21 protein-coding genes and 1 pseudogene are annotated in these 26,748 nt (G+C 72.6%); 12 read left to right on the top strand and 10 right to left on the bottom strand.

The features are described 5' to 3' along the window. Positions 1–12: 12 nt before the first annotated feature. Entirely contained in the window at positions 13–1,011 is a 999-nt protein-coding gene (locus ACIGYR_RS34795; protein ID WP_399607645.1) for a TAXI family TRAP transporter solute-binding subunit, read from the top strand. Here the strand turns inward: ACIGYR_RS34795 and ACIGYR_RS34790 are convergent. Further along, positions 1,008–2,495 carry a sensor histidine kinase gene (locus ACIGYR_RS34790; protein ID WP_399607642.1) on the bottom strand — a complete coding sequence of 496 codons (1,488 nt, stop codon included), beginning with the start codon at positions 2,493–2,495 and terminating at the stop codon, positions 1,008–1,010. The genes ACIGYR_RS34795 and ACIGYR_RS34790 overlap by 4 nt on opposite strands. A 9-nt stretch (positions 2,496–2,504) precedes the next feature. Then, positions 2,505–3,191 carry a response regulator transcription factor gene (locus tag ACIGYR_RS34785; RefSeq protein WP_399607892.1) on the bottom strand — a complete coding sequence of 229 codons (687 nt, stop codon included), beginning with the start codon at positions 3,189–3,191 and terminating at the stop codon, positions 2,505–2,507. Positions 3,192–3,487: 296 nt separating this feature from the next. Here ACIGYR_RS34785 and ACIGYR_RS34780 point away from each other — a divergent pair, with 296 nt between their 5' ends. The 8 genes from ACIGYR_RS34780 (at position 3,488) to ACIGYR_RS34745 (ending at position 10,378) form a co-directional block, all read left to right on the top strand. Then, the gene (locus tag ACIGYR_RS34780; RefSeq protein ID WP_399607639.1) at positions 3,488–4,264 is read left to right on the top strand and encodes an amino acid ABC transporter ATP-binding protein; all 777 of its coding nucleotides are present in this window, start codon (positions 3,488–3,490) and stop codon (positions 4,262–4,264) included. Positions 4,265–4,332: 68 nt separating this feature from the next. Further along, positions 4,333–5,163, top strand: coding sequence for a glutamate ABC transporter substrate-binding protein (locus ACIGYR_RS34775; RefSeq protein ID WP_399607636.1), 831 nt, complete (start codon positions 4,333–4,335; stop codon positions 5,161–5,163). A gap of 75 nt (positions 5,164–5,238) precedes the next feature. Next, a complete protein-coding gene (locus ACIGYR_RS34770; protein WP_391847432.1) occupies positions 5,239–5,904 on the top strand; it encodes an amino acid ABC transporter permease in 666 nt (221 codons plus the stop codon). Beyond that, entirely contained in the window at positions 5,901–6,854 is a 954-nt protein-coding gene (locus tag ACIGYR_RS34765; RefSeq protein ID WP_399607633.1) for an amino acid ABC transporter permease, read from the top strand. Before ACIGYR_RS34770 ends, ACIGYR_RS34765 begins: the two co-directional genes overlap by 4 nt. Positions 6,855–7,030: 176 nt before the next feature. Continuing rightward, entirely contained in the window at positions 7,031–8,680 is a 1,650-nt protein-coding gene (locus tag ACIGYR_RS34760) for an FAD-dependent monooxygenase (RefSeq protein ID WP_399607631.1), read from the top strand. 534 nt (positions 8,681–9,214) lie between these two features. Further along, positions 9,215–9,328: a putative leader peptide gene (locus tag ACIGYR_RS34755; RefSeq protein ID WP_391847429.1), complete on the top strand. Its 114-nt coding sequence runs from the start codon at positions 9,215–9,217 to the stop codon at positions 9,326–9,328. A gap of 103 nt (positions 9,329–9,431) precedes the next feature. Beyond that, a complete protein-coding gene (locus ACIGYR_RS34750) occupies positions 9,432–9,941 on the top strand; it encodes a cysteine dioxygenase (protein ID WP_391847590.1) in 510 nt (169 codons plus the stop codon). Next, entirely contained in the window at positions 9,938–10,378 is a 441-nt protein-coding gene (locus tag ACIGYR_RS34745; protein WP_399607628.1) for a rhodanese-like domain-containing protein, read from the top strand. The genes ACIGYR_RS34750 and ACIGYR_RS34745 overlap by 4 nt, the downstream gene beginning before the upstream one ends. A gap of 135 nt (positions 10,379–10,513) precedes the next feature. On the opposite strand, the gene ACIGYR_RS34740 is transcribed toward ACIGYR_RS34745, so the two are convergent. From ACIGYR_RS34740 to recA, 3 genes are all read right to left on the bottom strand, one after another. Next, positions 10,514–13,042, bottom strand: a complete 2,529-nt coding sequence (locus tag ACIGYR_RS34740) for an FtsX-like permease family protein (RefSeq protein WP_399607625.1) — start codon at positions 13,040–13,042, stop codon at positions 10,514–10,516. A gap of 418 nt (positions 13,043–13,460) precedes the next feature. Beyond that, positions 13,461–14,240 (bottom strand): recombination regulator RecX, encoded by a 780-nt coding sequence (recX, locus tag ACIGYR_RS34735; RefSeq protein ID WP_399607621.1) that lies wholly within the window; start codon positions 14,238–14,240, stop codon positions 13,461–13,463. Between the two features lie 3 nt (positions 14,241–14,243). Beyond that, the gene (gene recA, locus ACIGYR_RS34730) at positions 14,244–15,374 is read right to left on the bottom strand and encodes a recombinase RecA (RefSeq protein ID WP_399607619.1); all 1,131 of its coding nucleotides are present in this window, start codon (positions 15,372–15,374) and stop codon (positions 14,244–14,246) included. Positions 15,375–15,783: 409 nt separating this feature from the next. Between recA and ACIGYR_RS34725 the strand changes: the two genes are divergently transcribed. Next, on the top strand, positions 15,784–16,530 hold the full coding sequence (locus ACIGYR_RS34725) for a hypothetical protein (protein WP_399607616.1): 747 nt from the start codon (positions 15,784–15,786) through the stop codon (positions 16,528–16,530). A gap of 25 nt (positions 16,531–16,555) precedes the next feature. On the opposite strand, the gene ACIGYR_RS34720 is transcribed toward ACIGYR_RS34725, so the two are convergent. Further along, on the bottom strand, positions 16,556–17,695 hold the full coding sequence (locus ACIGYR_RS34720; RefSeq protein WP_399607888.1) for an AI-2E family transporter: 1,140 nt from the start codon (positions 17,693–17,695) through the stop codon (positions 16,556–16,558). Between the two features lie 248 nt (positions 17,696–17,943). Beyond that, positions 17,944–18,138 carry a DUF3046 domain-containing protein gene (locus ACIGYR_RS34715; protein ID WP_391847423.1) on the bottom strand — a complete coding sequence of 65 codons (195 nt, stop codon included), beginning with the start codon at positions 18,136–18,138 and terminating at the stop codon, positions 17,944–17,946. Positions 18,139–18,218: 80 nt separating this feature from the next. Between ACIGYR_RS34715 and ACIGYR_RS34710 the strand changes: the two genes are divergently transcribed. Beyond that, on the top strand, positions 18,219–19,163 hold the full coding sequence (locus ACIGYR_RS34710) for a hypothetical protein (RefSeq protein WP_399607614.1): 945 nt from the start codon (positions 18,219–18,221) through the stop codon (positions 19,161–19,163). A 51-nt stretch (positions 19,164–19,214) separates the two neighbouring features. Here ACIGYR_RS34710 and ACIGYR_RS34705 read toward each other — a convergent pair whose 3' ends face one another. The 3 genes and pseudogenes from ACIGYR_RS34705 to ACIGYR_RS34695 form a co-directional block, all read right to left on the bottom strand. Then, on the bottom strand, positions 19,215–19,523 hold the full coding sequence (locus ACIGYR_RS34705) for an AzlD domain-containing protein (protein WP_391847421.1): 309 nt from the start codon (positions 19,521–19,523) through the stop codon (positions 19,215–19,217). Next, the gene (locus ACIGYR_RS34700) at positions 19,520–20,275 is read right to left on the bottom strand and encodes an AzlC family ABC transporter permease (protein WP_399607611.1); all 756 of its coding nucleotides are present in this window, start codon (positions 20,273–20,275) and stop codon (positions 19,520–19,522) included. Before ACIGYR_RS34700 ends, ACIGYR_RS34705 begins: the two co-directional genes overlap by 4 nt. 29 nt (positions 20,276–20,304) lie before the next feature. After that, positions 20,305–21,156, bottom strand: a pseudogene (locus ACIGYR_RS34695) (AraC family transcriptional regulator); the annotation flags it as partial. 277 nt (positions 21,157–21,433) lie between these two features. On the opposite strand from ACIGYR_RS34695, the gene ACIGYR_RS34690 reads away from it, so the two are divergent. Further along, the gene (locus ACIGYR_RS34690; protein ID WP_399607609.1) at positions 21,434–26,467 is read left to right on the top strand and encodes an ATP-dependent helicase; all 5,034 of its coding nucleotides are present in this window, start codon (positions 21,434–21,436) and stop codon (positions 26,465–26,467) included. The last annotated feature ends 281 nt before the right edge of the window (positions 26,468–26,748 follow it).

Raw genomic sequence — 26,748 nt, 5'->3', positions numbered from 1 at the left:
CAGGATCGCCGCATGTCCAAGGAGTTCCCCCGGTTCAGCAGGCGCCGAGCGCTACAGGCCGCGGCCGTCGGTGTCGTGGCACTCGGGCTGCTGCTGTGGTGGCTGCTGCCCTTGGGCGAGAAGCCGCCGAGCGGGACGATCGTGTTCAGCACCGGTACGCCCCGCGGGGTCTACCAGGAGTACGGCGAGCGGCTGCGCAACGAGATGGGCACCGACATGCCGGGCCTGAAGGTGAAACTGCTGAACAGCGCCGGTTCCCAGGAGAACGTCGAGCGGGTGGCGACCGGGCGGGCCGACTTCACCATCGCGGCGGCCGACGCGGTGGCGGCGTACGAACTGCGGCACGGCGTCGGCGCCGGGCGGCTGCGCGGTGTGGCCCGGCTCTACGACGACTACGTGCATCTCATCGTGCCCCGCGGCTCGGACATCAGGAACGTCGCGGACCTGCGGCACAAGCGGGTGGCGACCGGACTGCCGGATTCCGGGGTGCGGCTGATAGCCGAAAGGGTGCTGCGGGCCGCCGGCATGGACCCGCAAAAGGACGTCACCGCGGAGGCGGACGGCATCGACACCGGGCCCGCGCGGCTCCAGCAGGGGAAGGTCGACGCCTTCTTCTGGTCCGGCGGCCTGCCCACCAAGGGACTGGCCGCGCTGGCGAAGGACGGCGCCTTCCGGTTCGTGCCGATCGGCGACGACATCATCACCCGGCTGCACGGCCAGGGCGAGGAGTCGCGCTACTACCGGGCCACCAACATCCCCGAGTCGGCCTATCCGGCCGTGCAGCAGGGCCTGCCGGTACCGACGATCGCCGTGTCCAACGTGCTGATGACCCGCACGGACGTGGACCCGCGGCTGACCGAGTGGGTGACCCGTACGGTGATCAACAGCCGGGACGGGATCGGCCGGCATGTCCACTCCGCCCAGCTGGTCGACCTGCGCACCGCCATCTACACGGACCCGCTGCCCCTGCAGGAGGGCGCCCGGCGCTACTACCGGTCGATGAAGCCTTAGGGAACGGCCCGGCCGAACCCGGAGGGCGGCCCGGCGAGAGGACCCGGGGCGCCGCTTCGCGAGACGCCGGAGGAGCCCGCCGCGGTCTCCGCGTGCCGCGGCACCGTGACCGTCACCCGCAGGCCCCGCGGCTCGTGGTGGGCGTAGTCGATCGAGCCGCCGCCCGCCGCGAGCAGGGCGCGGGTGATGGACAGGCCCAGGCCCGAGCCCTTCACGTTCTGGTGCCGGCCGCTGCGCCAGAAACGGTCACCCACGCGGGCGAGTTCCTCGTCGGTGAGGCCGGGACCGGTGTCCGTGACGACGACCGTGCTGGCGTCGCCGTCGGCGGAGACGGTGACCTGGACCGTGCCGTCCTCGGGGGTGAACTTCACGGCGTTGTCGATCACCGCGTCCAGGGCGCTGGACAGGGCGATCGGGTCGGTCCAGGCGGTGGTGGGCGGGCAGTCGCCGGTCAGCCGGACGCCCTTGGCCTGGGCGGCCGGTGCCCAGGCGGCCACCCGCTCCTCGGTCAGCGCGCCGATGTCGGCCAGCTGGAGGTCGGCCTCGGCGTGCTCGGCCAGCGCCAGGTCGAGCAGGTCGTCCAGAACCTGCGCGAGGCGCTTGCCCTCGGTGCGCACCGAGGCGATCTCCGCGTTGCCCTCGGGGAGTTCGAGGGCGAGCAGTTCGATACGCAGCAGCAGCGCCGAGAGCGGGTTGCGCAGCTGGTGCGAGGCATCGGCGACGAAGGCGCGCTGCTGCTCCAGCACGGCTTCGACGTTGTCCGCCATCTCGTTGAACGAACGGGCGAGCCGCCTGAGTTCCGGCGGTCCGCCGGCGGCCGCGACCCGGGACTTCAGGCGCCCGGTGGCGATGTCATGGGTGGTGGCGTCCAGGACCCGGACCGGTCTGAGCACCCAGCCGGTCAGCCGCAGCGCCGCACCGACGGCGAGCAGCATGGCCGCGATCTCGCCGGCCCCGATGAACAGCCAGCCGCGCAGAATGCGGGACCGCAGCTGTCCGGTAGGTGAGTCGGTGACCACGACCGCGACGACGTCACCGTCCCGGATCACGGGCGATGCGACGACGAGCCGGCTGCGCTGCCAGGGCCACGCCTGCGGCGGGTCGTGACTGCGCCGGCTGAGCAGTGCCTCGTCGAAGGCCCGGCGGACCTCACCCGTCGGCGGTACGAACCAGTCACCGGGTGCGTTGGCCATCGCCGAACCGTTGCGGTAGAAGACACCGGCGCGGATGTCGTAGACGCCGTGGTAGCTCTCCAGTTCCCTGCGCAGGGCCTCCCAGCGTTCGTCCGTGGTGGTGCGGCGGGACCCGCTGGGCCCGTCGGTGACGAACTGGGCGAGCGCCGCGAACCGTGCCGTGTCGTCGATCCGGTCGACGACGACCTGCTGCTGCTGGGCGGCGGCCACGCTGCCGGCGAGCGGGATGCCCAGGGCGAGCAGGACGGCCGCCAGCAGGACGATGAGCAGCGGGAGGAGACGTGTGCGCACCCGTCCCCGCTAGGCGGCCGGGGCGACGAGCCGGTAGCCGACGCCGCGTACGGTCTCGATCAGCGCGGGCATGCGCAGTTTGGCGCGCAGGGAGGCGACGTGCACCTCCAGGGTGCGGCCGGTGCCCTCCCAACTGGTGCGCCAGACCTCGCTGATGATCTGTTCCCGTCGGAAGACCACTCCGGGCCGCTGGGCGAGCAGGGCGAGCAGATCGAACTCCTTGCGGGTCAGCTGGACCACCGCGCCGGCGACGCTGACCTGGCGGGTGGGCAGTTCGATACGGACGGGACCGAGGAGCAGGGCGCTCTCGCCGCCGGCCGCGGGGTCCTCGTGGACGGTGCGCCGGCTGACGGCGTGGATCCGGGCGAGCAGTTCCCCGGTGTCGTACGGCTTGACGACGTAGTCGTCGGCGCCCAGGTTGAGCCCGTGTATGCGGGAGCGGACGTCTGCGCGCGCGGTGACCATGATGACCGGGACGCCGGTGCGCTTGCGGATCTTGCCGCAGACCTCGTAGCCGTCCTGGTCGGGCAGGCCGAGATCGAGCAGGACGACGCCGAATCCGGCGCCCTCGGGGACGAGCGCCTGGAGGGCCTCCTCACCGCTGCGCGCGTGGGTCACCTGGAAGCCGTGCCGCGCGAGGACGGCCGACAGGGCCGCGGCGACGTGGTTGTCGTCCTCGACGAGCAGCAGTCTCATCCCGGCCCCCTCCGGTTCAGTGGTCGTACGGTCTCGGTTCGCGTCGGCCTGGTAGATCACCGGCACGCGCGCGTGCACCATGGCAGTGACGCTGATGGATAAGGACGGCGTCAAGAGGGTTCGGGTTGCCCGTCACTTCCGTTACCCGGCCGATACGCGCACCGGGGACAGGTACTACGACACGTGTCCGATTGCTATCGGATCGTGATGCTCAGGTTTCCCTCAGATGTGATGACGCAGGTCACAGCCCCTCACTACTGTCCTCGGAAACCCGAGGAGGACGGAGCCCGAGAGCGATGACCGAAGTATCGGTGGCCAAGGAAGACGTGGCCACGTCCGACGAACTGGTCGTCCTGAAGAGCGTCAACAAGCACTTCGGCGCGTTGCACGTGCTCCAGGACATCGACCTGACGATCGCCCGCGGCGAGGTCGTCGTGGTCATCGGGCCCTCCGGGTCCGGAAAGTCGACCCTGTGCCGCACCATCAACCGCCTGGAGACGATCGATTCCGGCGCCATCACGATCGACGGCAAGCCCCTGCCGCACGAGGGCCGGGAACTGGCCAGGCTGCGGGCGGACGTCGGGATGGTGTTCCAGTCCTTCAACCTCTTCGCGCACAAGACCGTGCTCGAGAACGTGATGCTGGGCCAGATCAAGGTCCGCAAGGCGGACAAGAAGCAGGCCGAGGAGAAGGCCCGGGCCCTGCTGGACCGGGTCGGTGTGGGCACTCAGGCCGACAAGTACCCCGCGCAGCTGTCCGGTGGTCAGCAGCAGCGGGTCGCCATCGCGCGTGCGCTGGCGATGGACCCGAAGGTCATGCTGTTCGACGAGCCGACCTCCGCTCTCGACCCCGAGATGATCAACGAGGTCCTGGAGGTCATGCAGCAGCTCGCGCGTGAGGGCATGACGATGATCGTCGTCACGCACGAGATGGGTTTCGCACGATCGGCTGCGAACCGGGTGGTCTTCATGGCGGACGGCCGGATCGTCGAACAGGCCGCGCCCGACCAGTTCTTCAGCAACCCGCGCAGCGACCGGGCCAAGGACTTCCTGTCCAAGATCCTGCACCACTGACGGCCCGGCCCCGCTCGCGTCACGCGCCTCAAGGGACCTCGTTCCTCACCACTCAAAGGATGTTCAGCATGAAGCTCCGCAAGGTCACCGCCGCCTCGGCCGTCCTCCTCGCCCTCTCCGTGACCGCCACCGCGTGCGGCGGCGACAAGGACGACAAGGGCTCCGGCGGTGGCAAGAAGATCACCATCGGCATCAAGTTCGACCAGCCGGGCATCGGCCAGAAGACCCCGCAGGGTTACTCGGGCTTCGACGTCGACGTTGCCACCTACGTCGCCGAGAAGCTCGGTTACAGCGCCGACCAGATCGAGTGGAAGGAGTCGAAGAGCGCCGACCGCGAGACCATGCTGAAGCGTGGTGACGTCGACTTCATCGCCGCCTCCTACTCGATCACCCCGGAGCGCCAGAAGCTGGTCGACTTCGCCGGCCCGTACCTGCTGGCCCACCAGGACGTGCTGGTCCGCGCGGACGACCCCTCCATCAAGTCGGCGGCGGACCTGAACAAGGCGAAGCTGTGCTCGGTCACCGGCTCGACCTCGGCGCAGAACGTCAAGGACAAGCTCGCCCCCAAGGCGCAGCTCCAGAAGTACCCGACGTACTCCGCGTGCCTGACCGGTCTGCAGAACAAGGTGATCGACGCCCTGACGACGGACGACTCGATCCTCGCCGGTTACGCCTCCCAGTCCCAGTTCAAGGGCAAGTTCAAGCTGGGTGGCCTGAAGATGACCAACGAGAACTACGGCATCGGCGTCAAGAAGGGCAGTGACCTCAAGGCCAAGATCAACAAGGCCCTTGAAGAGATGGTCGCCGACAAGTCCTGGGACAAGGCCGTGCAGAAGAACTTCGGCCCCGCCGGCTACAAGAACGAGCCCGCCCCGAAGATCGGCGACATCAAGAGCTGAGGCAATGCCCCGCGGATGCGTCGCCCGTGAGGGCGGCGCATCCGGGCATCCCTACACGCGAAAGCGCGGGAGATCGTGTTCGACTTTCTTGACGGTTACGACGTACTGGGCGCCTTCTGGACGACGGTGCAACTGACGCTGCTGTCCGCCGTGGGCTCCCTGGTCTGGGGCACCCTGCTGGCCGCCATGCGGGTGGGCCCCGTACCGCTGATGCGCGGTTTCGGCACCGCCTACGTGAACATCGTGCGGAACATCCCGCTCACGGTGATCATTCTGTTCTCCTCGCTCGGCCTGTACCAGACGCTGGGCGTCAGCCTCGGTTCCGAAGAGACCGACACGATCAACTTCCGGCTGGCCGTGCTCGGTCTGATTCTCTACACCTCGGCTTTCGTGTGCGAGGCGACCCGCTCCGGTATCAACACCGTGCCGGTCGGCCAGGCGGAGGCCGCGCGGGCCATCGGTCTGAGCTTCACCCAGGTGTTGTTCCTGGTGGTGCTCCCGCAGGCCTTCCGCGCGGCCGTCGGGCCGCTGACCAACGTACTGATCGCGTTGACGAAGAACACGACGGTGGCCGCGGCGATCGGTGTGGCCGAGGCGGCGGCCCTGATGAAGGACATGCTCGACAAAGAGGCGCTGCTGCTGCAGATCTCCGCGGTGATCGCCTTCGGATTCTGCTGCCTGACGCTGCCGACCGGTCTGATCCTCGGCTGGGTGGGCAAGAAGGTGGCGGTGAAGCGATGAGTTCGGTCCTGTACGACGCCCAGGGGCCGCGCGCCAAACGGCGCAACATCCTCTACACGGCTCTCTTCATAGCCGCGGCCGCGGTCGTCGTCTGGTGGGTGTACGCGGCCCTCGACGACAAGAACCAGTTGGACTGGGTCCTGTGGAAGCCGTTCTTCGGCTCCGAGGCGTACACCACGTACATCTGGCCCGGTCTGCAGAACACCCTGAAGGCGGCGGCGCTTGCGATGGTCATCGCGCTGCCCCTGGGAGCCTTCTTCGGTATCGCCCGGCTCTCGGACCACGCGTGGGTGCGCGTACCCGCCACGGTCGTGATCGAGTTCCTCCGCGCGATCCCCGTGCTGGTCCTCATGATCTTCGGGAACGAGCTGTACAGCCAGTACACCGACGTCAGTTCCGACGACCGCCCGCTCTACGCGGTCGTGACCGGCCTGGTGCTGTACAACGCGTCGGTGCTCGCCGAGATCGTCCGCGCGGGCATCCTCTCCCTGCCGAAGGGCCAGGCCGAGGCGGCGAAGGCGATCGGTCTGCGCAAGGGACAGGTGATGCGGCTCATCCTGCTGCCGCAGGCCGTCACCGCGATGCTCCCGGCGATCGTCAGCCAGCTGGTGGTCATCGTGAAGGACACCGCGCTCGGCGGCGCCGTCCTCACCTTCCCCGAGCTGCTCGCCTCGGCGAACACCATGAGCGGTTACTACGGCGCCAACACCATCGCGTCCTTCACGGTGGTGGCCGTGATCTACGTGATCATCAACTTCTCGCTGACCTCGTTCGCCGGCTGGCTGGAGGGCCGGCTGCGGCGGCGCAAGAAGTCGACCGGCGCGGTCCTCGGCGCCCAGGACGTCGCGGACATCGCCGGCACGGCGGCGACCGGGGCCGGGGGCGCCGGCGGCGGCGTGGACCTCAGCGGTCCCTTCGTCGGCGGCGGTGGCGGCGCCCACAAGGACTGACGATCATTCAGGTGACGTGAGGTACCCGGAGGCAGTGGCATGATCGCCACTGCCTCCGTTCGCTTGACGCAAACTCTGCCAATGGGTTGCATACGTTGTGTGATCGTGCACCCCGCTCCACCTTCCTGTTCACTTGTCTCCGTCAGGGCATCGTCACGGGCAGGGGGCGCCGCGTCATGGACCCGGTGATCATCGTCGGAGCGGGGCCCGTCGGACTGGCGCTCGCCCTGCTGCTGGCCCGTCAGCAGGTGCCCGCCGTCGTCCTGGACGAGGGCCCCGGCAAGGACGAGCCCCGCCCGGCACGCACCGTCGTCCTGCGCGAGGACACGGCCGCCCTGCTGGAGCGGCTGACCGGAGTCGCCCTCGGCGAGCACGGTGTGCGCTGGGCCGGATGGCGGTCCCTGCGGCGCAAGCAGGTGGTGAGCGAGGTCGCTTTCGACGCGGCCGACCCCGCCGCCCCGCTGCACATCGCGCAGCACATCCTCACGAACGCCCTGCGCGCGGCCCTCGCCGACGAGCCGCTGGTGAAGGTGGCCGTCGACAGCCGCCTGGACGCGGTCGAGCAGGAGCGTTCCGGCGTCACCGCGCACACCCGCGGCCCCAGGGGCACGTGGTGGCGTGGCAGTTACCTGGTGGGCTGCGACGGCCCCCGCTCGACCGTGCGCAAGCTCCAGGACATCCGCTTCCCGGGCCGTACGGCGGTGGAGCGGCACGCGGTCGCCGCGCTGCGCGCGGAACTTCCCTGGAAGGACCAGGCATTGCTCCACCGGATGCCGCCGTGGCGGTCGTCCGGCCCCTCGGCCGGGGAGGTGACCGCCCGCCCCCTCCCGGACGGCGTCTGGCGCCTGGACTGGCTGCTGCCGCCGGGGAAGGACCTGGTCACGCCCGAGATCCTGGTGGCCCGGATCCGCGAGACCATCGGGGGCTGGACGGACAGCACCACACCGACGTACGAACTGCTCGACACCGGTGTCCACACCGTGCACCACCGGCTGGCCCGCCGGTGGCGCGCCGGCCGGGTCTTCCTCGCCGGAGACGCGGCCCATCTGCTCGGCGCCTTCGGCACGCAGGGGCTCGACGAGGGCCTCCGCGATGCCGACAACCTCGCCTGGAAGCTGGCCACGGCCTGGCACCACGGCCCGCACGAGGCCCTGCTGGACAGCTACCAGACCGAGCGGCGCGCGGTGGTCGCCGCCCGGCTGCGCGCCGCCGACCAGGCGCTGCCGGTGCTGCGCGGCGGGGGCGGGCTGCGCAGCATCGTCCCGGGCGCGACCCGCGGCCATGACACGCTGCTCGCGGACGGTCATCTGGGCCGCGGCCCGCTGGGCGCGTCCGGGACATACGCCGACTCGCCACTCGCGCCCCGGCAGCTGGAGGCGACCATCCCCGTCGACACTCCGCCCGGCGTACCGGTGACCGACGTCCGGGTCACGGCGGAGGACGGGTCCTTCGTCCAGCTGCGGGAGCGGCTCGGCCGCGGCGCGCTGCTCGTCGTGCTGATCGCGCCCGGTACGGGTGTGTGGGACCGCAAGCACTGGGTGTCCGCCGGGGTCATGCCCCGGCTCGCGGCGGCCGTGACGGCGCTGCCGCACCCCGCGGAACTGCTCGTCGCCGAGAGCTACCCGGGCGCGCCGGCACACAGCGTGCTGCTCGTACGCCCCGACGGCCACCTGGTCACCGCGTTCAGCGGGGTCCGCCCGGCCGACCTGTACGCGGCGGCGGAGGCCACGCTGGGCGGCGCGGCGCAGGAAGAGCGGCAGGAACAGCGGCAGGAGGAGCGGCAGGAGGCGACAGCAACGGCGCAAGCCGGCTCCGGCGCGCGCTGACCACGCGCGCGAGGGCGCCCAGGCCGCACTGACGCCGCCACGCACCGACCGTGCGGGGCGGGGGGCGCGGGGCCGGAGTGGTGGGCCGGGGGTGCGGGGCCGAGGGCGCGGAACGGTCGGGGGCGCGGGACCGAGGGTGCAGGGGGTGCCGGCCCGGGGGCGCGGGGCAGGGCGCAGGACGGTCGCAGGTGCGGGGCCGGGGGTGCAGGGTCGCAGGTGCCGGGCCGGGAGTGCAGGATCGCAGGTGCCGGGCCGGGAGTGCAGGGTCGCTGGTGCCGGACCGGGGGCGCAGGACGGTCAGGGTGCGGGACGGTCGGGGTGCGGGACGGTCGGGGTGCGGGACCGGGGGTGCCCGGCGGTCAGGGGTGCGCGGGGAGTCCGGTTCGCCGCTGTCTTGCCCGGTGGGAGGGCATCGGGGCCCGGGTCCGGCGCGTCTCTGGCGTGCGCTGTGGGGAGCGTGCGCGGGCCGACTTCCGCGCGCCCTGACCGTGCCGTCTCCGCCCCCGTCCACGGGGTGACACTCGGTTGACCGGTGTGCGTCGGCATGCTGTACTCCGGATCGTGACCGACACCTGTGTGCGCCTGTGGCGGAGGGTCCACATGGACCTCGTCCGCTACGCGGGCTGCGTGTGTCGCCCGTCCTGCTGAATTCGCATCCCCTTCCTCACCGGGCGCCGTCGCGCGCCCGTTTCCGCGAACGCTCCTCAGGACGGTGCCTGTGTCTGTCCCCACCTCTTCCCTGTCCTCACCCATGTCCGCCGCCGGCTCGGCACCCACCCAGGCGGACCTCCTCGACTTCGTCCGGCGCACGGCGGCGGACGCCGAGCTGATCGACGCCCTTCCGCTCGACCCTCAGGGCCGCACCTGGGTACGGCTGCAAGGCCCCGGCGGCAGCGAGGCGTGGCTGATCGGCTGGCCGCCCGGCAGCGGCACCGGCTGGCACGACCACGCCGACTCCGTCGGCGCCTTCCTCACGGCGTCGGGCGAACTCAAGGAGTACTCGCTCGCCGCCCGGCTGCCCACGGACGGCTGGAAGACCCTGGAACTCACCGAGGGCGTGGACCGCGTACGCCGACTGCCCGCCGGTGAGGGCCGCGCCTTCGGCCGTCACCATGTGCACGAGGTGCTGAACGAGTCACCCGACCGCCACGCCATCTCCGTCCATGCCTACTATCCGCCGTTGCCCCGCATCCGCCGCTACAGTCGCACGGGCCAGGTGCTGCGCCTGGAGCAGGTCGAGCGCCCGGAGGACTGGCAGTGAGCGGCACCAGCGAGCAGTCGGCGGTGGCCGGCGTGAGCGGCGAACGTCCACTCGGCATCGACGGGTTGCTGGAGCGGGTCCGGGCAGGCTACCGGCGCATCGAGGCGCGGGAGGCGCACGAGGCGGCGCAGTCCGGCGGGGCACTACTGGTCGACATCCGGTACGCCGCCCTGCGCGAGCGGGACGGACTCATCCCCGGCGCCGTCGTGGTCGAGCGCAACGAACTGGAGTGGCGCCTCGATCCGCAGGGCAGCCACCGCCTCCCCGAGGCGACCGGCCACGACCTGCGTGTCGTGGTGATCTGCAACGAGGGATACGCCTCCAGCCTCGCCGCCGCCTCTCTGCACCAGTTGGGCCTGCACCGCGCGACGGATCTGGTGGGCGGCTTCCAGGCATGGCGGGCGGAGGGGCTGCCGGTGGCGCCGGCGGCACGCTGATCCCGCTGACCTGCTGACCCGTTGGCCCGTTGACCTGACAAGCCCCTGAGCCCCCGGCGCTTCGCCAGGGGCTCAGGGCGGCGGCCCGGGCGACCGAGCCACGGTACGGCGCCGGTGCCGCTCCGTCCTCGGGGGCTACTCCTGCGCCGTGGCGACCGTCACCGCCCGCACCCGGAGTGCGGCCCGTCCCGGCACGGCTCCGGCCACCAGCGCCAGGAGGCCCGCGAACCCGACCACGCCGACATAGTGCAGCGGGGTGACCGTCGGGGCTGCTCGGCCCGTCATGCCCACGCTGAACGCGGTGAGTACGGCAAGGGCGATACCACTGCCGAGTGTGGTGGCGAGGAAGAGGACGGACAGCACCTCGGTGCGCAGCATGCGCAGGACCTGCCGGCGGGTCGCGCCGGCGAGGCGGAGCAGCGCGAACTCACGGACCCGCTCGGCGACCGACATGGCGAGCGTGTTCACGACCGCGAGGGCCGTGAAGGCCAGCACCAGCCCCATGGCGAGGTAGTTGACCTCGGCGTTCGCCTGCTGCCGGTCGGCCTGGAGGGCGTCGGCGTCGGCCGGTGAAAGAATCCGCAGTCCCGGGAACTCACGGAGCGTAGTCGCGAGTTGTGTCTGTGTACGGGGCGTGCTGACGAGGACGGAGGAGGCGAGCGGGTTGTCGACGTGGTGCGCCACAAGGTCATGGGCGAAGGTGAGGTCGCCGAAGCCGAGACCCCGGGCGTAGACGGCGGCGACGGTGAGCGTGGCGGGCGTGCCGTCGCCGAGGGTGAGCTTCAGCATGCTTCCCGGCCTCAGATGCTGCTGGTCCGCGGCCAGTTCGCTGACGGCGACGGTGCCGGGACCGAGCCGGTCGAGGGAGCCGGCGGTGACCTCCGGGTCCCAGGTGCGGGTCAGGCCCGAGGGGGTGACACCCTGCGCGGCGTACTTGTCGAGACCGACACGGACGGTCGTACGGACCACCTCGGTGACGGTGTCATGCCGTGCGCGCAGCCGCTCGGCGGCCTCGCCGGGGACGCCCGGCCCCTGGGCGGCGACGACCCAGTCGGCCCTGACGCCTTCGCGGGCCTGGGCGCGGGCGGCGTCGCCGAGGGTGGTCTGGACGAACAGGACGGTGCAGGTCATGCCGACGAGCAGGGCGAGGGGGGTGACGACGGAGGCCATGCGGGCGGCGTTGCCGCGCAGGTTGGCGGTGGCGAGCCTGCCGCCGTGACCGGTGAGCCGGAGCGGGCCGGCGAGCAGCAGCGCGGCGGCCTTGACCAGGAGGGGACCGAGCAGGGCGACGGAAGTGGCCAGGACGATGACGGCGAGAAAGGTCACGGGCGTCGAGGCTGGCTCGGTGCGCAGGGAGGTGAGGACGATGACGAGGACGACTCCGCCGGCCAGCAGCAGCACCCCGGCGGCGATCCGGCCCCAGGCGGGGCGACTCCGCTCGGTCCTGGCCTCGGCCAGGGCCTCGGCCGGGCGGATCCGGGAGATCCTGCGGGAGGCGATCCGGGCCGCCGCCCACGCGCCGAACACGCCGGCGGCGAGAGCGGCGAGCGGCGGAAAGACGCTGACGGTGTGTTCGAGCGTGTCGGGTACGGCGCCCAGGGCGACGAACCTCGAGTGCAGCCAGCCACCGAGCGGCAGCCCGAGCAGTGCGCCGGCCGTGCCCGCCGCCGCGCCGACGATCAGCGCCTCCCGGCCCAGCAGCTTGCGGATCTGCCCGGATGTGGCGGCGATGGCCCGGAGCAGGGCGAGTTCGCGGTGGCGTTGCCGGACGGTGAGCGCGAAGGTGCCGACGACCACGAGCACCGCCACCAGCAGCGAGGTGCCGCCCATGGCGCCGCCCATGCTGACCAGCCGGGTGCGGGCGGCAGCCGCGTCCAGGAATTCGACGGGCCCGCGGGCGTCGCCGGTGCTGACCTGGGCCGTGGTGCCGTGCAGCGCCCGCGCCACGGCTCGGCGCACCTGCTCCGCGTCCGCCCCCTCGGCCGGGAGCACGCCGAACGCGGTGACCTGCCCGGGGTGCGCGGCCAGTCGGCGGGCCTCGGCGGTGGAGAAGAACAAGGACGTCTGGTGGCGCACGGGAGCGGCCGGGGTGGCGATACCGGTGATGCGGTAGCCGCGCGGAGCCTGTGTGGACTGCACCGTGAGGTGGTCGCCGGGCCGGAGACGGGCCCGCGCGGCGAGGTCGTCGTCGATGACGAGGTCACCCGCGGCCTCGGGGGCGCGGCCGGCGGTCAGCCGGTACGGGGTCAGCGCGGCGGAGTCCCACGCATGGCCGTAGGCGGTACGGCCGCCGGTGCCGGCCGGGATCGACGGCTGGGCAAGGAAGGTGAGTTCGGGGACGACTCGGCCCACGCCGGGGGTGCGGGCGAGCGTGCCGCGCAGCTGCTCGGGGAGCCAGGCACGCTCGGCGATGGACTTCGCCTTGTGCTTGACCTTGGTCTTGCCCTTCTTGTGCTTGACGGTGGTCCGGTGCACGTACTGGTCGGCGGAGACCAGGACGGGGGCGGCGGCGTAGCGCTCGGTATGGATGGTGCCGCGCAGGCCGGTGTCGAGGAGGCTGCCGCAGGCGGTGATCAGAGCCGCCGCGCACATCAGGGCGAGGAAGGCGCCGAGAAAACCGGCCTTCGGGGCGCGGACGGTTCGCAGGGCGTAACGCAGCATCATGGGGACGGGCTCTCTTCCGCTGTGTGCACGTGTCGTGTCGTGCGCGGCCGGCCTCCGGCTGGTGCGTGAGCCGGTCCCGGGGCACGCGTACAGACTCGCCCGTGCGGGCAGGTGAGAGCACTGCGGTGGCCCGGCCTCTTGCGAGGGGGTCAACCCGCCCGTCGGAGGAGGGGGTTAACCCCACCCCTGGGTCCACCCGGGAATGCCGTCACGGGCCTCCGCCCGGAAGAAACGCAGAAACGGGTGTCCCCGACGAGCCGTCACAGGTCCCCCACCCCGAGGGAAGCCGTCAGAAGCCTCTGTTTCCGAACGGTCGGAAGCCCGTTCCCCAGGAACCGCCGGAAAGCCCCACGTCCGAGGTACCGCCGGAAAGCCCCACGTCCGAGAAAACGTCAGGCATCCCCTTCCCCGGGAACCGTCAGAGGTCCCCGTCCCCGAGGAAGTCCGTGTCCTCGCCCTCTTCCTCCAGGGCTTGGCGTACGACGCGGAGGGCCATGCCCTCGGGGTAGCCCTTGCGCGCGAGCATGCCCGCGAGCCGGCGGAGCCGCTTGTCGCGGTCGAGGCCACGGGTGGCTCGCAGCTTGCGGGCGACGAGTTCGCGGGCGGTCGCCTCCTCCTGCTCGGAGTCGAGCTGGGCGACGGCGTCCTCGATCAGCGCCGAGTCGACCCCCTTGGTGCGCAGTTCCCGGGCGAGGGCGCGGCGGGCGAGTCCCCGCCCGTGGTGGCGGGACTCCACCCAGGCGTCCGCGAAGGCGCCGTCGTCGATGAGCCCGACCTCCTCGAACCGTGACAGCACCTCCTCGGCCACGTCCTCGGGGATCTCCCGCTTGCGCAGCGCGTCCGCGAGCTGCTTGCGGGTGCGCGGGGTCCCGGTGAGCAGGCGCAGGCAGATCGCCCGGGCCCGCTCAGCCGGGTCCCCTGAAGACTCCCCCCGCTCGTCCCTCGCCGAGTAAGGGGCGCCTTCGTCCTCACCGGGCGCGTCCCCGAAACCGCGCCGCCGTCGGCCGCGCCCGCGTCCCCGGCCTCGCGCGCCGTGCTCGTCGCGCCCGCGATGCTGGTCGTCACACTCGCCGTAACCGTCGTCCCGGTGTCCGTCGCCACCGGCCGGGGCGGAGTCCGGCGAGCCCCCGGTGCCCCTCCCCCGCGGGGCATCGGGGGTGGCGTACTCGTACTCGGCCCAGTCGGTTCGTCGTGTCACGGGTCAGCTCTTGGCTGCGGCGGCCTTGGGCTTGGTGGCCTTGGTGGCTGCCGGGGCGGGCACGGACTTGACGGAGTCCTCGACCGCCGCGGTGGTGACCGCCGCGTCGGCGCCCGGCTCGGTGGCGGGCTCCTCCGGCCGGACCCCCACGCCCAGCTTCTCCTTGATCTTCTTCTCGATCTCGTTGGCCAGGTCGGGGTTGTCCTTGAGGAAGTTCCGCGCGTTCTCCTTGCCCTGGCCGAGCTGGTCGCCCTCGTACGTGTACCAGGCGCCGGCCTTGCGCACGAAGCCGTGCTCCACGCCCATGTCGATCAGACCGCCCTCACGGCTGATGCCATGGCCGTAGAGGATGTCGAACTCGGCCTGCTTGAAGGGCGGCGCGACCTTGTTCTTGACGACCTTGCAGCGGGTGCGGTTGCCGACCGCCTCCGTGCCGTCCTTCAGGGTCTCGATGCGGCGGATGTCGATGCGCACCGAGGCGTAGAACTTCAGGGCGCGGCCACCGGTCGTGGTCTCCGGAGAACCGAACATCACGCCGATCTTCTCGCGGAGCTGGTTGATGAAGATCGCGGTGGTCTTGGACTGGTTGAGCGCGCTGGTGATCTTCCGCAGCGCCTGGCTCATCAGACGGGCCTGCAGACCCACGTGGCTGTCGCCCATCTCGCCCTCGATCTCCGCGCGCGGGACGAGCGCGGCCACGGAGTCGATGACGATCAGGTCGAGGGCACCGGAGCGGACCAGCATGTCCACGATCTCCAGGGCCTGCTCGCCGTTGTCGGGCTGGGAGAGGATGAGGTTGTCGATGTCGACGCCCAGCTTACGGGCGTACTCGGGGTCGAGGGCGTGCTCGGCGTCCACGAACGCGACCTGGCCGCCGGCCTTCTGGGCGTTCGCCACGGCGTGCAGGGTCAGGGTCGTCTTACCGGAGGACTCCGGCCCGTAGATCTCCACGACGCGGCCACGCGGCAGGCCACCGACGCCGAGGGCGACGTCGAGCGCGGTCGACCCGGTCGGGATGACCTCGATGGGCTCCTTCGACCGCTCGCCCATGCGCATGACCGCGCCCTTGCCGAATTGCCGTTCAATCTGCGCGAGCGCGGCGTCGAGCGCCTTCTCGCGGTCGGTTCCTGCCATGGGTTCCACCCGATTTGCTTGAGTCGATCGCTTCACGTCAAAGACGCTAACGCCTGCCACTGACAATGCGCCCCGACGCAGGCCCAGCCTGTGGATAACCGGGGGACATCCCTCGCGAATACGGACGAGATCCCCACCCGAAAGCCTCGCCTGAGCCTCCATAAGAATGGATGTTCGATTTTGGTGTCAAGCGCACCACGCGGTGCGCGGCGCCGACCGGCCCAGGACTTCGAGCGGCCCCGGCGACTCGCCGAGGCCGTCCAGGACACGAGCCGCTCCTTCTCCCTGGACATCCCGGCCGAGGCGACCGAGGGACGACCGACGGCGGGCCGGACTGCTCCCGGCGGCGTACCACCGGTGTCTCCGGCCGGACGACGCCCGCACGGGCCACCCCCGCAAGCCTGGGGTCATGAAGAATCCGCGCGCCGCCGTCGACCGCCTCTGTCACACCACGGGTCTGCTCCTCGTCCTGTCCGGCCTCGTCCACCTGGTGGTGTTCGCGGTCGACGGCGGCCCGTGGGACGGCCCCGTCTCCTGGCGCAAGCCCGTCACGTTCGGGCTCTCGTTCGGGGTGACGCTGATCGCGCTCACCTGGGTCACGTCGTACCTGCGGACCGGTGACCGGCTGCGCCCGGTCCTGCTGCTCGTCCTGGCCGCCGACTGCGTCGTGGAGGTGGGCGGCATCACCCTCCAGGCATGGCGCCGGGTGCCCTCGCACCTGAACATGGAGACGTCCTTCGACACGGCGGTGTCCATGACGCTCGCGGCGGGCGGCGTCGTCCTGGTCGTGCTGCTCACCGTGTTCGCCGTCGCGTCCTTCCGGCACCGGCCGACGGGCCCTGCGGGCATGCCGCTCGCCGTACGTTCGGGGTTCGCGCTCCTGCTGGTGGCGCTCGCCTCCGGGGCGGCGATGATCGCGCGCGGGGTCGTCCTGACGCGGACCGGGCACCAGGAGGCCGCGTACCACTCGACGGCCCCGCTCAAGCCGCTGCACGGCGTGAGCCTGCATGCCGTGCTCGTGCTGCCCGTGCTGGCCTGGCTGCTGTCCCGTACGTCCTGGAGCGAGGTGGCCCGCCGGCGGATCGTGGCCGCGGCGGCCGGCTGCTACGCGGCGGCCGTCGTCGTGGCCGCGGTGTGGGCGGTACTGACGTACTGAAGCGGCACTGTCGGGCGCGGACCGCCTACGCCCGCTCCCGCCCGCCGGGGCGAGGGCCGGCCCACAACCGGCGCACGCGCGTGAGCACGCCGGGACCGCCCCGGCCTCTGCCGCGGTGCCCGTGCACCCGGGGGTCGTCCGTGACGGCGTACCGCTTGACGTACGCCCCCAGGAACGCCTGGAGGGTGGCCACCGCCGGGATGGCGATCAGCGCGCCGACCGCACCCAGCAGCGCGGTGCCCGCGACGACCGAGCCGAAGGCGACCGCCGGGTGGATGTCGACGGTCTTGGCGGTCAGTTTGGGCTGGAGCATGTAATTCTCGAACTGCTGGTAGATCACGACGAAGACCAGCACCCACACCGCGTACCAGGGGTTGACGGTGAACGCGATCAGCATCGGCAGCGCACCCGCGAGGTACGTCCCGATGGTGGGGATGAACTGCGAGACCAGTCCCACCCAGACGCCCAGCACGGGCGCGTACGGCACACCCATGGCCTCGAGCAGGATGTAGTGCGCGACACCGGAGATGAGCGCCATGAGACCGCGCGAGTACAGATAGCCCCCTGTCTTGTCGACGGCGATCTCCCAGGCACGCAGCACCTCGGCCTGACGCGCGGGGGGCAGTACGGAGCACAGGGCGCGGCGCAGCCGGGGGCCGTCCGCGGCGAAGTAGAACGAGAACAGGGTGACCGTCAGCAGCCGGAAGAGCCCGCCGAGCACCTGGGCCGACACATCGAGGACGCCGGCCGCGCTGTTCTGTACGTACTTGCGCAACCAGTCGGAGTGGAGCAGGCCCTCCTGGACGTCCACCCGCTTGAGGTCCGTGTGGAAGGTCTCGTTGATCCAGTTGATGAGCGAGTCAAGGTAATCCGGGAAGCCCTCGATCATCTTGATGATCTGGCCGGCCAGCATCGACCCGAGCAAGGTGACGAAACCGGCGGCGACGACGGTCAGCCCGAGGAAGACGAGGAAGGTGGCGAGCCCCCTGCGCATGCCACGAGCCGCCATCCGGCTCACCGCGGGTTCGATCGCGAGGGCCAGGAAGAAGGCGATCAATATGTTGATCAGGAGTCCGGTGAGCTGGTGGAAGGCCCAGCTGCCCAGTTGGAAGGCGGCGATCAGCGCGAGCGCGAGCACCATGGCGCGCGGCAGCCAGCGCGGCATCCGGCCGCCCTGCGTGCCGGCGTCGGAGAGCGGGGGCCGACCGGGCGGGGTCGAAGCCGCCGGTGCTGCCTGCCGGTCGGACGGCTCGCCGTCCACGGCGGTGGGTGCCAGGGGATCCTCGTCAGTGGGTGCCACGCGCCAAGTCTCGCCCACGCCACCGACAACCGGCGCCCGCCCGCGATCTTCGTGACAGAGCAGTGCCGTACTGTCGAATTCTTCACCGGCACATCGGACATTTCGGTCGCGTGTCAACGCCTCTCCCGCGGCACGTCCATGACCGCGCAGACCACCTGCCACACGTCCTTGGCCGCCCAGCCTGCGTCCAGCGCCTGATTCACCGTGCGTCCGCCCAGTTCCGACATGACGTGGTCGCGCGCGAAGGTGTCGGCGTACCCCCGACCGAAGTGTTCCGCCATCCGCTGCCAGAAGACCGTCAACCGCATGACTCCAGTATCCCGCCCCTGGGGGTGGGCCCTGCCCGGGAGCGCCTGCTGAGACCGCTTTCCGTCCTACGGTCTGACGCATGGCCGAACTAGGAGATTCCCCACTCCCCTCCACGCCCGCGGCGCGCTCCCCGCTGTTCCGCGCCGAACAGTTCGTGTGGCTCACCGCACGCGTGCTGGAGCAGCGTCTCTTCGCCTACCGTTTCCTGAACGGCAGTCCGGAGGCGGTGGAAGCCGCGCTGGACGCCTACCGCAACGAGGACGGCGGGTACGGGCACGCGCTGGAGCCCGATCTGCGCGGACCGGTCAGCCAGCCGCTGCACACCGCGCACGCACTGGGCGTGCTGGACGCCGTGGGGCGCTGCGGCGGGCAGCGGGTGGAGCGCGTGTGCCGCTATCTGACCTCCGTCTCCAATGCGGACGGCGCGCTGCCTGCGGTCCATCCCGGCCAGCGCGGCTATCCGACGGCGCCGTTCGTCCCGGTCGTCGACGATCCGCCCAGCGATCTGCTGGCCACCGGACCGGTGGTCGGGCTGCTGCACCGCAACGAGGTGTGGCACGCCTGGCTGTTCCGGGCCACCGACTACTGCTGGCACGCGGTGGAGTCCCTGGAGAAGTCCCACCCCTACGAGGTGGAGGCCGCCGTGACCTTCCTGGACTCCGCTCCCGACCGCCCGCGCGCGGAGGCCGCCGCCGACCGGCTGGGCCGCCTGGTACGGGAGCAGCGGCTCGCCGTGCTCGACCCGGACCGACTCGACGCGTTTGCGGTCGCGTCCGGCTACGCCCCGGGCGAGCACCATTTCCCGCACGATTTCGCCCGGAGCCCGGACTCGCTCGCGCGCGCGTGGTTCACGGACGACGAGATGGCGCGCTCGCTGGACCACCTGGCCGCCGAGCAGCGGGAGGACGGCGGCTGGCCCGTCCGGTGGCGTCAGTGGGCCCCGGCGCCCACATTGGAGGCGCGCCCCCTGGTGACGATCGAGGCGCTGCGCACCCTGAGGGCCCACGGCCGCTTCGTGGGCTGATCCGGCGCCCGTCCTCGGGCCGGCCCGGCCCGCCGACCGGGCCGGCCCGCCTCACCCGCCGATGGCCCGTACGCCCGCCGTCACCACCACGGCCGCCGCCACGACCAGCAGGAACGGCGCCCGCAGCACCAGGGCCAGGGCCGCGGCGCCCAGCCCCGCGGCCCTGGCGTCCAGCATCAGCGCGTGTCCCTCGGCGAACGTCTGCTGGGCCGTGAGCGCGGCGAGCAGCGCGACCGGCAGCAGGGCGGCGAGCCGCCGCACGTACGGCCGCTCCACGGTGTGCGCCGGCACGAGGAGTCCGGCGAGCTTGACGGCATAACAGCCGAGGACGGTCACTCCGATCGCGAGCCAGGTGCTCACCGGTCCGCCTCCGCGCCGTCGAGTCCGTCCCGCCCGGCACGCCCCCGGCGCCGGCCCTCGGCGAAGAGCGCGAGCGGGGCCGCCAGTGCCGCCACCAGGACCGGCACGCCGGCCGGCAGGACGGGCAGCAGACCGAGGCCCAGCAGGACGGCGAGGCCGGCGACCGCACGCTCGGCGGCCGTCTTCAGCAGCGGCGCGAGCAGGGCGAGGAACACGGCGGGGCCCGCCGCGTCCAGGCCCCACGCGCGCGTGTCACCGATCGCTTCGGCCCCCAGGGCGCCGAGCAGCGTGGTGAGGTTCCACAGCACGTACAGGCTGAGCCCCGTCACGGTGAAGCCGATCCGCGCGGCCCGCCGGGTCGGCTGTGCCAGGGTCACCGCGGTGGTCTCGTCGATCACCCACTGGGCGGCGAACGGCCGTACCGCGCGGGGGAGGGCGAGCAGCTGTGACAGCCGCAGCCCGTAGAAGGCGTTGCGCACGCCCAGGAAGAAGGCACCGGCCGCGGCCGTGAACGGGTTGCCCCCGGCGGCGAGCGCGCCGACCAGGGCGAACTGTGAGGCGCCGGTGAACACCAGGAGGCTGAGCGCGCAGGTCTGGAGCAGCCCCAGTCCGCTGCCCGCCGAGGTCACCCCGAAGGCGAATCCGGACAGGCCCACGGCGACGCCGACCCCGAGGGCGTCCCGTACGACGGCCCTGTCCGGTTTGTCCGAGCCGTCGGCTGTCTGGTCGGTGAGTGCTATGTGCTGTGCCACGCACCCGACGGTACGGGCGGCCGTCAGCCCGCGTCTTGTACGTTCTTGCGCTCGCCCAGGCCCGTGCGCTCACGCCGGTACGCGCCCGGAGGTACGCCGACGATCCGGGCGAAGTGCCGATTGAGGTGGGGCTGATCGGTGAAGCCGACGGCGACTGCCGCCTCGGCGGGAGTCGTCCCCGCGTCCAGCAGCAGCCGGGCGCGGCGCACGCGGGCGTCGGTCAGCCAGGTGTGCGGCGGCATGCCGTAGGCGCTGCGGAACGCCCGCAGCAGGGCGAACGGGCTGGTGCCGAGGTCCCCGGCCAGCCGCTCCAGGGTCGGCGGCTCGGCCATGCGCTCCTCCAGCACCGCACGCGCGCGCGCCGCGATCCGCGCGCCGGCCGTCCGGGTCCGCCGCTCGGGCAGCGGACCGCCGTTCAGCCGCAGCAGCCTGGTCACCGCGACCCGCAGAAGGGTGTCGGCGGCCAGCGCGTTGCCCTCGTCGGCCGCGCGCAGCACCCGATGGACCAGACGGACCGTGCAGGGATCGTCGAGGACGGGGCGGACGAAGCCCGGTGTGCCCCGGAGAGTGGTGGTCTCGGCGGCGATCGCGGCGACCACGTCGGGCGACGGGTAGAGCGCACCGTACCGCCAGCCCTCGGGCACCCCGGCCCGTCCGGTGTGCGGGGTGTCCGGGTTGACCAGGGCGAGCGCTCCGGCGCCGGCGGAGACGTCGGAGCCGTGGTGATGGAAGACCTCGACGCCGTCGGCGATGGCCGCGATCACGAAGTTCTCGTGGGTGTGCCGGACGAAGGACTTGCGGATGTACCGGGCCCGCAGCAGGTCGACCCCGGGCAGCTCCGCGTACCGCCAGTGCCGTGCCCGCTCCCCTGAACCAGCCATACGGCCATTGTCCGCCCAGCCGGACATCACCCCGGCCCACCCCGCACCCCGCACCCCGCACCCCGCACCCAGCCGGCCACCACCCCGGCTCGCCCCGCACCCCACCCAGCCGACCACCACCCCGGCCCGGCCCGCACCCCACCCAGCCGGCCACCACCCCGGCCCGCCCCGCACCCCGCACCCCGCACCCAGCCGGCCACCACCCCGGCTCGCCCCGCACCTCGCCCCATTTGCCCAGGTCAGGCCGATTGTCAGTGGGCGGGTGCAGGATGGACGCATGGTCAGCTCCGCCCACCGGGCCCTCGACGGCTTCTCCCCCGCGACCCGCGGCTGGTTCACGGGGGCCTTCTCCGCGCCCACCGCGGCCCAGGCGGGCGCGTGGCAAGCCATTCAGGCGGGCTCGGACGTGCTGGTGGTCGCCCCGACCGGCTCGGGCAAGACGCTGGCCGCGTTCCTCGCCGCCCTGGACCAGCTGGCTTCGACCCCGCCCCCGGCCGACCCGAAGAAGCGCTGCCGGGTGCTGTACGTGTCCCCGCTGAAGGCCCTGGCCGTCGACGTCGAGCGCAACCTGCGCAGCCCGCTGACCGGCATCCGCCAGGAGTCCGTGCGCGCGGGGCTGCCCGAGCCGGAGATCCGGGTCGGCATCCGGTCCGGCGACACCCCGGCCGCCGAGCGCCGGGCCCTGTCCACGCGCCCGCCGGACATCCTGATCACCACTCCCGAGTCGCTGTTCCTGATGCTGACCTCGGCCGCGCGCGAGGCGCTCAGCGGCGTGGAGACGGTGATCCTGGACGAGGTGCACGCGGTCGCGGGCACCAAGCGCGGCGCCCACCTCGCGCTGTCCCTGGAGCGACTGGACGAGCTGCTGCCGAAGCCCGCCCGCCGGATCGGCCTGTCCGCGACCGTGCGCCCGGTGGACGAGATCGCCCGCTATCTGTCCCCACGCCGCAAGGTGGAGATCGTCCAGCCGGAGTCCGGCAAGGAGTTCGACCTCTCCGTGGTCGTCCCGGTCGAGGACATGGGGGAGCTGGGAGGCGCCCCCGCCGCCGACGCCGCCGACGGCGGGGAGCGGCCGTCGATCTGGCCGCACGTGGAGGAGCGGATCGCCGACCTGGTCCAGGCCCACCGCTCCACGATCGTGTTCGCCAACTCCCGCCGGCTGGCGGAGCGGCTGTGCAACCGGCTCAACGAGATCGCCTACGAGCGGGCGACCGGGGAGACCCTGGACGAGCGCCACTCCCCCGCCGAGCTGATGGGCGGCTCGGGCGCGGCGCAGGGCGCGCCGCCGGTGATCGCCCGCGCGCACCACGGCTCGGTCTCCAAGGAGCAGCGTGCCCTGGTGGAGGAGGATCTGAAGGCCGGCCGGCTGCCCGCGGTGGTCGCCACCTCCAGTCTTGAACTCGGCATCGACATGGGTGCGGTGGATCTCGTCGTGCAGGTCGAGTCCCCGCCCTCGGTCGCCTCCGGTCTCCAGCGCGTGGGCCGCGCGGGACACCAGGTCGGTGCCGTCTCCACCGGTGTCGTCTTCCCGAAGTACCGGGGCGACCTCGTCCAGGCGGCCGTGGTCACCGAGCGGATGCGCTCGGGCTCGATCGAGTCGCTGAAGGTTCCGGCGAACCCGCTGGACGTGCTCGCGCAGCAGCTGGTCGCCATGACCTCGCTGGACACCTGGCAGTTCGACGACCTGCTGGCCATGGTCCGCCGCGCGGCACCGTTCGCCTCGCTGCCGGAGTCGGCGTTCACGGCGACGCTCGATATGCTGGCGGGCCGCTACCCGTCCGACGCGTTCGCGGAGCTGCGCCCGCGCGTGGTGTGGGACCGCGTCACCGGCGAGATCACCGGCCGGCCGGGCGCCCAGCGCCTCGCGGTCACCTCCGGCGGCACGATCCCGGACCGCGGCCTGTTCGGCGTCTTCCTCGCCGGTTCCGACCCCAAGAAGGGCGGCGGCCGGGTCGGCGAGCTGGACGAGGAGATGGTCTACGAGTCCCGGGTGGGCGACGTCTTCACGCTGGGCACGAGCTCCTGGCGGATCGAGGACATCACGCGCGACCGCGTCCTGGTCTCGCCCGCGCCGGGTGTGCCGGGCCGGCTGCCCTTCTGGAAGGGCGACCAGCTGGGCCGCCCGCTGGAGCTGGGCCGCGCGGTGGGCGCGTTCCTGCGCGAGGTCGGCTCGCTGCCCAAGGACGACGCTCGGCTGCGGCTGCTGGCGGCCGGCCTGGACGCGTGGGCGGCGGACAACGTGCTGTCGTACCTGCACGAGCAGCGCGAGGCATGCGGCCATGTCCCGGACGACCGCACGATCGTCGTGGAGCGGTTCCGTGACGAGCTGGGCGACTGGCGCGTCGTCGTCCACTCCCCTTTCGGCGCCCAGGTCCACGCCCCCTGGGCCCTCGCCCTCGGCGCCCGTCTGTCCGAGCGGTACGGCATGGACGCGCAGGTCATGCACGCCGACGACGGCATCGTGCTGCGCCTGCCCGATGCCGATCTGATGGGCCTGGACCTGCTCGACCAGGAGCCCGCGAAGGCCGGCAGCGAGTACGACACCGAGCAGGCCCCGTTGGGCGCGTCGGACGTCGCCTTCGATAAGGGCGAGGTCGACCAGGTCGTCACCGACCAGGTCGGCGGCTCGGCACTGTTCGCCTCCCGGTTCCGGGAGTGTGCCGCCCGCGCGCTGCTGCTGCCGCGCCGCAACCCCGGCAAGCGCACCCCGCTGTGGCAGCAGCGGCAGCGAGCGGCCCAACTGCTCCAGGTGGCCAGCGAGTTCGGCTCGTTCCCGATCGTCCTGGAAGCGGTCCGAGAATGCCTCCAGGACGTCTTCGACGTCCCCGGGCTGGTCGAGCTCATGGGAGACATCGAGTCCCGCAAGGTGCGCCTCGTCGAGGTCACCACCCCGGAGCCGTCCCCGTTCGCCCGGTCCCTGCTCTTCGGGTACGTCGCCCAGTTCCTGTACGAGGGCGACTCCCCGCTGGCCGAGCGCCGCGCCGCCGCGCTCTCGCTGGACTCACGGCTGCTGGCCGAGCTGCTGGGCCAGGCGGAGCTGCGCGAACTGCTCGACGCGGAGGTGCTGACCGAGCTGGAGCGCGAGCTTCAGTGGCTCACCGAGGACCGCCGGATCAAGGACGTCGAGGGCGTTGCCGATGTGCTCCGGCTGCTCGGCCCGCTGACCGATGCCGAGCTGGCCGAGCGCGGCGCGGACCCGCAGTGGGCGCGGGAGCTGGCCGGGGCCCGCCGGACCATCAAGGTCCGGATCGCGGCCGCCGACCACTGGGCGGCCGTCGAGGACGCGGGCCGGCTGCGTGACGCGCTCGGCACCGCGTTGCCGGTCGGTGTCCCCGAGGCGTTCACCGAACCGGTCAAGGACCCCTTGGGCGACCTCCTCGCGCGCTACGCCCGTACCCACGGCCCGTTCACCTCGACCAGCGCGGCGGCCCGGTTCGGCCTGGGCGTCGCGGTCACCGAGGGGGCCCTGCAGCGACTCGCGGCGAACGGCCGGGTCGTACAGGGCGAGTTCCACCCGGCCGGCATCGGCCAGGAGTGGTGCGACGCGGCCGTACTGCGCCGCCTGCGCCGCCGCTCGCTGGCGGCCCTGCGCCATGAGCTGGAGCCCGTGCCTCCGGCCGCGCTCGCCCAGTTCCTGCCGCAGTGGCAGCACATCGGCAGGGGGCACAGTCTGCGCGGAGTGGACGGACTGGTGCGCGCTGTCGAGCAGTTGCAGGGCGCCTCCGTGCCCGCCTCCGCGCTGGAGAAACTGGTTCTGCCCTCCCGTGTGGCGAACTACACGCCCTCGATGCTCGACGAGCTGACCGCCGCGGGCGAGGTGGTGTGGGCCGGCGCGGGCGCCCTGCCCGGCAAGGACGGCTGGGTCTCCCTCTATCTGGCGGACGCGGCCCCGCTGCTGCTCCCGGCGCCCCACCCGCTGGAGCTCACCGCGCTCCACCAGTCCGTCCTCGACGCCCTCTCCGGCGGCTACGGCCTGTTCTTCCGGCAGATCGCCGACCAGATCCGTGCCACCACGCACCCCGACGTCACCGATCCCCAACTGGCCGACGCGCTGTGGGACCTGGCCTGGTCGGGCCGGCTCACCAACGACACCCTGAGTCCCCTGCGTGCCCTGCTGGGATCCGGCCGGACGGCGGGCTCGACCGCGCACCGCGCCAAGCGCTCCGTCCCCCGCGGACGCTACGGCTCCCTGACGGCCGCCGCGCGCACCGCCTCCCGCACCGGCCCGCCGACCGTCGCCGGCCGCTGGTCACTGCTGCCCGCGACCGAACCGGACGCCACGGTGCGCGCGCACGCACTGGCCCGCACGCTCCTGGACCGGCACGGCGTGGTCACCCGGGGCGCGGTCGCCGCCGAGGGCGTCGAGGGCGGCTTCTCGGCGGTGTACCGGGTGCTGTCGGCGTTCGAGGACAGTGGTCAGGCCCGCCGGGGCTATGTCGTCGAGGGGCTGGGCGCGGCCCAGTTCGCGATGGACGGCGCGGTGGACCGCCTGCGCGCGGTGGCGAACGCCCGCGAGCGGGCCGAAGGCCTGCCCGCCCCGGCCCGCCCGAACGGCTTCGGCGCCCCGGGTGCCGCGAACGGCTTCGCCGAGCAGGGGTTCCCGAACCCGTTCGACGGCACCGACGGCACCCCGCACGGCCACACCTTCGACGCAGCCGACAGCGGCTTCGCCCACCCCGGCCTGGACGGTGACTTCACCTGGCCGCCGGAGGACGGACCCGCCGCCGACGGTGACCAGGTCTCACCCCGCGACCTCGCGGACCCGTTCGCCTCCCCGGGCTACGGCGGCCCCCGCGGCGGCACCACCCCCTACGGCTCGGCGCCCTCCTACGGCCCGGCCCCCTCCTACGGCCCGGCCGCCCACGGCACGGCCCCGCACCGCGGCTACGGCACCGGCCGGACGGGTTCCGCCACGCCCGACCCCCGTGCCGTGGTCCTCGCCGCGGCCGACCCGGCGAACGCCTACGGCTCCGCGCTGCCCTGGCTGGAGCCGCCGACCGGCGCCGGGCACAAGCCGGGACGCAAGGCGGGTTCGCTGGTCGTCCTGGTGGAGGGCGAGCTGACGCTGTACATGGAGCGTGGCGGCAAGTCGCTGCTGGCCTGGCCCGCCGCCCCGGACACCGCCGCGGCGGACGACCCCCGCCTCCGCTCGGCCGCGGAGGCGCTGGCCGCGGCGGCCCGAGCGGGCTCACTCGGCACGGTCACGGTCGAGCGGATCAACGGCGCCCAGGCCCTGACCTCTCCGACCGGCACCCTCCTGGAGGAGGCAGGATTCGTGGCGACCCCACGCGGCCTGCGCCTGAGAGCGTGACCGGCACCGCCACCGGCCCGCCGCCCGGCACAGCCACCGATCGTCTCCGCCCGGCACAGCCACCGATCGTCTCCGCCCCCGCAAGGCCACCATCCGGCTCCACCCGCCACGCCCACCACCCAGCCCCCTCGACGCGACCACCCTGACCAGCCCCCCCTCGAAACGACGACCCTGACCAGCCCCCTTCGGCACGCCCCCGTCCGGCTCCCCCGACCACGGCCGCCGCCCCGCCCGGCCTGCCACGACCGCTTCCCGCCCGGCCGAGCCACCGCCCTCCGACG

This window comes from Streptomyces sp. NPDC053076 (assembly GCF_044546845.1).
In the GTDB taxonomy this organism is placed as follows: Bacteria; Actinomycetota; Actinomycetes; order Streptomycetales; family Streptomycetaceae; genus Streptomyces.
This window is presented reverse-complemented; position numbering and strand designations above follow the sequence as displayed.

What these genes read in the sequence shown, in the direction of transcription:
- ACIGYR_RS34795 (WP_399607645.1), top strand. Translation starts at nt 13, where the DNA reads ATGTCCAAGGAGTTCCCCCGGTTCAGCAGGCGCCGAGCGCTACAGGCC.
- ACIGYR_RS34785 (WP_399607892.1), bottom strand. Translation starts at nt 3,191, where the DNA reads ATGAGACTGCTGCTCGTCGAGGACGACAACCACGTCGCCGCGGCCCTG.
- ACIGYR_RS34780 (WP_399607639.1), top strand. Translation starts at nt 3,488, where the DNA reads ATGACCGAAGTATCGGTGGCCAAGGAAGACGTGGCCACGTCCGACGAA.
- ACIGYR_RS34775 (WP_399607636.1), top strand. Translation starts at nt 4,333, where the DNA reads ATGAAGCTCCGCAAGGTCACCGCCGCCTCGGCCGTCCTCCTCGCCCTC.
- ACIGYR_RS34765 (WP_399607633.1), top strand. Translation starts at nt 5,901, where the DNA reads ATGAGTTCGGTCCTGTACGACGCCCAGGGGCCGCGCGCCAAACGGCGC.
- ACIGYR_RS34760 (WP_399607631.1), top strand. Translation starts at nt 7,031, where the DNA reads ATGGACCCGGTGATCATCGTCGGAGCGGGGCCCGTCGGACTGGCGCTC.
- ACIGYR_RS34750 (WP_391847590.1), top strand. Translation starts at nt 9,432, where the DNA reads ATGTCCGCCGCCGGCTCGGCACCCACCCAGGCGGACCTCCTCGACTTC.
- ACIGYR_RS34740 (WP_399607625.1), bottom strand. Translation starts at nt 13,042, where the DNA reads ATGATGCTGCGTTACGCCCTGCGAACCGTCCGCGCCCCGAAGGCCGGT.
- recA (WP_399607619.1), bottom strand. Translation starts at nt 15,374, where the DNA reads ATGGCAGGAACCGACCGCGAGAAGGCGCTCGACGCCGCGCTCGCGCAG.
- ACIGYR_RS34725 (WP_399607616.1), top strand. Translation starts at nt 15,784, where the DNA reads ATGAAGAATCCGCGCGCCGCCGTCGACCGCCTCTGTCACACCACGGGT.
- ACIGYR_RS34720 (WP_399607888.1), bottom strand. Translation starts at nt 17,695, where the DNA reads ATGCCGCGCTGGCTGCCGCGCGCCATGGTGCTCGCGCTCGCGCTGATC.
- ACIGYR_RS34715 (WP_391847423.1), bottom strand. Translation starts at nt 18,138, where the DNA reads ATGCGGTTGACGGTCTTCTGGCAGCGGATGGCGGAACACTTCGGTCGG.
- ACIGYR_RS34710 (WP_399607614.1), top strand. Translation starts at nt 18,219, where the DNA reads ATGGCCGAACTAGGAGATTCCCCACTCCCCTCCACGCCCGCGGCGCGC.
- ACIGYR_RS34690 (WP_399607609.1), top strand. Translation starts at nt 21,434, where the DNA reads ATGGTCAGCTCCGCCCACCGGGCCCTCGACGGCTTCTCCCCCGCGACC.